The following is a 5,209-nucleotide window of genomic DNA, read 5'->3' on the forward strand; positions in this document are numbered from 1 at the left end:
GCGACTTCTCGAAGATTCCCAACGGCATCGGCTCGGTCGAGCACCGCCTCGACCTGCTCTACCAGGGCGTCGTCGACGGGCAGATCACCCTCGAGCGGTGGGTCGAGATCACCTCGACCACCCCGGCGCGCATGTTCTGCCTCTACGGCAAGAAGGGCGTCATCCAGCCCGGCGCCGACGCGGACGTCGTCATCTACGACCCGGACGGGCACACCTCGATCGGTGTCGGGAAGACCCACCACATGCGGATGGACTACTCCGCCTGGGAGGGCTTCGAGGTCGACGGCCACGTCGACACCGTGCTCTCGCGTGGCAAGGTCGTCATCGACGACAACACCTACCTCGGGGCCAAGGGCGACGGCAAGTTCGTCAAGCGCGGCCTCTCGCAGTACCTGATCTGACCCGCAAAGAACACGCCGTAGCTCCAGCAGCGGCCCGAGGGACCCAGTCGTAGCACGCGACCTGAGCCCGTAGCTGGAGCTCCGGGAAAAGAGAAAGCAGCAACATGCAATTCGGTGCCGTACTGCAGACCAACCCGCCCGCATCGCGCACGGTGTACCTCGCCAAGCTCGCAGAGCAGCACGGCTTCGAGTACGTCTGGACCTTCGACTCCCACCTGCTCTGGCAGGAGCCCTACGTCATCTACAGCCAGATCCTCGCGGAGACCAACCGCGTGATCGTCGGCCCCATGGTGACCAACCCGGCGACACGGGACTGGACGGTCACGGCATCCATCTTCGCGACCCTCAACGAGATGTACGGCAACCGCACGATCTGCGGCATCGGCCGTGGCGACTCCGCGGTGCGTGTCACCAACGGCGCCCCGACGACGCTGGCGGCGCTGCGCGAGTCGATCCACGTCATCCGCGAGCTCGCCAACTCTCGCCCGGTCGAGTACAACGGAGCCCAGCTGCAGTTTCCCTGGAGCCGTGGTTCAGAGCTCGACGTGTGGGTGGCCGCCTACGGCCCGCTCGCCCTCAAGCTCACCGGCGAGGTCGGCGATGGCTTCATCCTTCAGCTTGCCGACCTCGACATAGCGAAGTGGATGATTCAGGCGGTTCGCGACGCCGCCGACAACGCGGGGCGCGACCCGATGTCGATCAAGTTCTGTGTCGCGGCGCCCATGTACATCGGCGACGACCTGGAGCACATGCGCGACCAGTGCCGCTGGTTCGGGGGAATGGTCGGCAACCACGTCGCCGACATCGTCGAGAAGTACGGCGCCGACAGCGAGATTCCGAGCGAGCTCACCGCCTACATCGCCGGCCGCAAGGCCTACGACTACAACGAGCACGGCCGCGCCGGCAACACCCACGCCGAGTTCGTGCCCGACGAGATCGTCGACCGCTTCTGCGTGCTCGGCACCGCTGAGGAGCACATCGAGAAGCTCGAGGCGCTCAAGGCGATCGGTGTCGACCAGTTCGCCGGCTACCTCCAGCACGACAACAAGGAGGAGACGCTGCGGGTGTACGGCGAGACCGTCATCCCAGCGCTCCGCGACCTGATCGTCGCGAAGGCATGAGGCGAGCGGCAGTCGTCTGGGGCGCCATCGGCGTCGTCGCCGTCATGGCCGCCTGGGAGCTCTACAAGCTGCTCGGGCCCGCGCAGGGCCTCGTCGTCGGCGCGGTGGAGGGCGAGACCGGCTCTGGCTTCATGCTGCTGCCGCGCACCAACGAGCGCTCGATGCCGCATATCTGGGACATGGTCGCCCGGCTCTTCCAGTCGACGAGCGGCGGCACCACGCCTCCGCTCATCGTTCCCGTCGTCACGGCCGCGTTGCTGACCCTCGGCATCGCCGCCGCCGGATGGGTCATCGGCGTCATCGTCGGCGCTCTGCTCGGGCTCGTCATGCAACGCTGGCGGCTCGCCGAGTGGGGACTGCTCCCGTGGATCGTCGTCAGCCAGACGGTGCCGCTCATCGCCTTCGCGCCGATCATCTCGAGCATCGGCACGCAGGTCGACCGGGCGGGCGCCCTGCCGTGGCCGCAGTGGCTGTCGGTGGCGATCATCGCCTCCTACCTGTCGTTCTTCCCCGTGGCGATCGGGGTGCTGCGCGGCCTCGAATCGCCCGACCGCATCCACCTCGACCTCATGAAGAGCTATGCGGCCGGCTACTGGCCGACGCTGCTGCGGCTGCGCGTGCCGGCGGCCGTTCCGCACCTGCTGCCCGCGCTTCGACTCGCCGCCGCGAGCGCGGTGGTCGGTGCCGTCGTGGCCGAGGTCTCCATCGGCATGCGCGGAGGGATCGGCCGGATGCTGATCCAGCTGGCAGGGCAGGGCTCCAGCGACCCCGCCGCACCGTGGGGACCGACCTTCGGATCCATCGCGCTCGGCCTCGTGGCAGCCGGAGCTGTCGCCCTCATCGGCCTCGGCCTCAAGAACTACAGAAGAGGAGAGGCCGTCGCATGAGCGCCGTCACCGCCACCAGCATTAGCAAGACCTTCGCGACCCGCGACGGGGATGTCGTCGCCCTCACCGACGTAGACCTCACGGTCGCAGAGGGAGAGTTCGTCTCCCTCATCGGACCATCCGGATGCGGAAAGTCCACCCTGCTTCGCCTCATCGCCGACCTCGACACCGCCTCGACCGGCGAGCTCTCGGTCTTCGGCAAGACGGCGCACCAGGCGCGCGTCGACCAGGAGTACGGCATCGCCTTCCAGCAGGCTGGCCTGCTGCCGTGGCGCACCGTCGCTGGCAACATCGCGCTGCCGCTCGAGCTGCACGGGGTCGGCAAGACGGCGAGAACGGCGCGGGTGGCAGAGCTCGCCGCCCTCGTCGGGCTCACCGACTTCGTCGGCCGCTACCCCGACCAGCTCTCTGGCGGCATGCAGCAGCGCGTGGCTATCGCCCGGGCCCTTGCAGAGCAGCCGCGCCTGCTGCTCATGGACGAGCCGTTCGGCGCGCTCGACGAGATGACACGAGAGCGCCTGCAGACGGAGCTCACCCGCATCACGAGCGAGACGGGTGCCGCCGTGGTCTTCGTCACGCACTCCATTCCCGAGGCCGTGTTCCTGTCTGACCGGGTGGTCGTGATGAGCCCGCGGCCCGGGCGCATCACCGACGTCATCGAGGTCTCGCTCGGCGGCGGTCGCGGTGAGGCCCTTCGCGAGTCGCCGGAGTTCTTCGACCGCGTCACCGCGGTGCGCGAGGCGCTGCACGGCGTGCCGACGGAGAGGGCGAACGAGCGATGACACGAGCGCTGCGGTACATCTCACCGGTGGTGGTCGGGGTGGTCATGCTCGCGCTCTGGATCCTCGTCGTCGACGTGCTGCACGCGGCACCACGTGCCCTGCCGAGCCCCGTTGCCGTCGTGACGGAGTTCGCGCTGCGGTTCGGCATCATCGTCGAAGACCTGCAGGTCACGGCAGCCAACGCGCTCATCGGCCTCGCCGTCGGTGCGATCGCCGGAATCGTGCTCGCCGCGCTCGCCGCATCCGCCCGCCCCGTCGACGGCATGCTCGCACCGCTGGTCGCCGCCCTCGCCGTGGTGCCGATCGTCGCCCTTACCCCGATCCTCAACTCCATGTTCGGGGCGTCGAGCCAGTTCGGCCGCATGGCGGTTGCCGGTATCGCGGCGTTCGTTCCCGTGTTCGTCAACGTGCTGCGCGGGCTGCGGCAGACGCGTCCGGTGCACCGCGACCTGCTGCGCGCCTCTGGAGCGAGCGGCATCCAGACCTTCCGCGTGCTGACGCTACCGACGGCGCTGCCGTACCTGCTGACCGGCCTGCGCATCGCGAGCTCGATCGCGGTCATCGCCGCCCTCGTCGCCGAGTACTTCGGCGGCCCGGCCGACGGCATCGGAACGGCGATCGCCACCTACGCCAAGTCGGGCAGGGCATCGCTCGCATTCGCCTACGTCGCCGGCGGCATCGCCATCGGCCTCGCGTTCTTCCTCGTCACGTCGCTGCTCGAGCGCCTCGTGTCGAGGAGACGACCGGTCTGACCGGTTCCCCCGCACCACCCCCTGAAGGAAAGGACCACAGCAATGAGACACAGCATCAGGCGCGGCCTCGCGGTCGCCTCGATCGGCCTCGTGTCGGCGATCGCGCTCTCCGCGTGCGCGGCACCGGCCGACGACAACGGATCCGACTCCGGCGACTTCGAGCCGCTCACCTCGGTCAAGCTCCAGCTGCAGTGGCTGCCGCAGTCGCAGTTCGCCGGCTACTACGTCGCACTGGAGAAGGGCTACTTCGAGGAGGAGGGCTTCGACGATGTCGAGATCATCCCCTCTGGCGGCGACATCGTTCCGCAGGATGCCCTCGTGAACGGCGACGTCGACTTCGCCGTCGCCTGGGTGCCGAAGGTGCTCGGCACCCTCGAGCAGACGGGCGCTGAGCTCACCGACATCGCGCAGGTCTTCCAGAAGTCGGGAACGCTGCAGGTATCGTTCGCGGGCGATGGCGTCGAGTCGGTCGCCGACTTCGAGAACAAGCGCATCGGCTCGTGGGGCTTCGGCAACGAGTGGGAGATCTTCGCGGCTATGGCAGCGGAAGACCTCGACGCCTCCTCTGTCTCGATCACCACGCAGGACTTCAGCATGAACGCCCTGCTCAACGGCGACGTCGACGCAGCCCAGGCGATGACCTACAACGAGTGGGCGCAGATTCTCGAGGTGGTGAACCCGGAGACGGGCGAGCTCTACCAGCCAGAGGACTTCGACGTCGTCTCCTACGAGGACACCGAGGGTGCCATGCTGCAGGACGCGATCTGGGCTGACACCGCCCGCCTCGACGACCCGGCCTACGCCGACGCCGCGGTGCGCTTCCTCAAGGCCGTCACCAAGGGCTGGATCTTCGCCCGCGACAACCCGGAGGAGGCGGCGCAGATCACTTACGACGCCGCCATCAACGCGGAGGCCGCCTTCCCCGTCGGCCCTGTTCACCAGCTCTGGATGATGAACGAGGTCAACAAGCTCATCTGGACGGGCGATGACTTCGGTCTCGTCGACTCGGCCGCGTGGGACAAGACGGTTGCGGGAGCGCTCGCCGCGGTCAACCAGGACGGCCTCAACCTCATCACGACGGAGCCAGCCGACTCTGCGTACTCCAACGAGTACATCGAGAAGGCGCTCGCCGAGCTCGCAGAGGAGGGCGTCGAGGTCGGCGGCAGCTACACGCCGCTCGATGTCGTGCTCACCGAGGGCGGCCAGTAGAAGTCAGTTGTAACCTGAGCGGGTGGCTGGGTTTTCCGTCCAACCACCCACCTTTCC

General features: G+C 68.0%; 6 protein-coding genes. All 6 read left to right on the forward strand.

Features of this window, described 5'->3' with window-relative positions; genetic code table 11:
• Positions 1-401 (forward strand): amidohydrolase family protein (locus AC14A7_RS07385; RefSeq protein WP_484007717.1); only part of this gene is annotated, 401 nt, incomplete at its 5' end.
• A gap of 104 nt (positions 402-505) precedes the next feature.
• Positions 506-1,522 (forward strand): TIGR03842 family LLM class F420-dependent oxidoreductase, encoded by a 1,017-nt coding sequence (locus tag AC14A7_RS07390; protein WP_484007719.1) that lies wholly within the window; start codon positions 506-508, stop codon positions 1,520-1,522.
• On the forward strand, positions 1,519-2,409 hold the full coding sequence (locus AC14A7_RS07395; RefSeq protein ID WP_484007721.1) for an ABC transporter permease: 891 nt from the start codon (positions 1,519-1,521) through the stop codon (positions 2,407-2,409). Before AC14A7_RS07390 ends, AC14A7_RS07395 begins: the two co-directional genes overlap by 4 nt.
• On the forward strand, positions 2,406-3,191 hold the full coding sequence (locus AC14A7_RS07400) for an ABC transporter ATP-binding protein (RefSeq protein ID WP_484007723.1): 786 nt from the start codon (positions 2,406-2,408) through the stop codon (positions 3,189-3,191). Before AC14A7_RS07395 ends, AC14A7_RS07400 begins: the two co-directional genes overlap by 4 nt.
• Positions 3,188-3,943, forward strand: a complete 756-nt coding sequence (locus tag AC14A7_RS07405) for an ABC transporter permease (RefSeq protein WP_484007725.1) — start codon at positions 3,188-3,190, stop codon at positions 3,941-3,943. Before AC14A7_RS07400 ends, AC14A7_RS07405 begins: the two co-directional genes overlap by 4 nt.
• Before the next feature lie 42 nt (positions 3,944-3,985).
• A complete protein-coding gene (locus AC14A7_RS07410) occupies positions 3,986-5,152 on the forward strand; it encodes an ABC transporter substrate-binding protein (RefSeq protein WP_484007727.1) in 1,167 nt (388 codons plus the stop codon).
• Positions 5,153-5,209: the final 57 nt, after the last annotated feature.

It is taken from the genome of Conyzicola sp., from assembly GCF_057073975.1.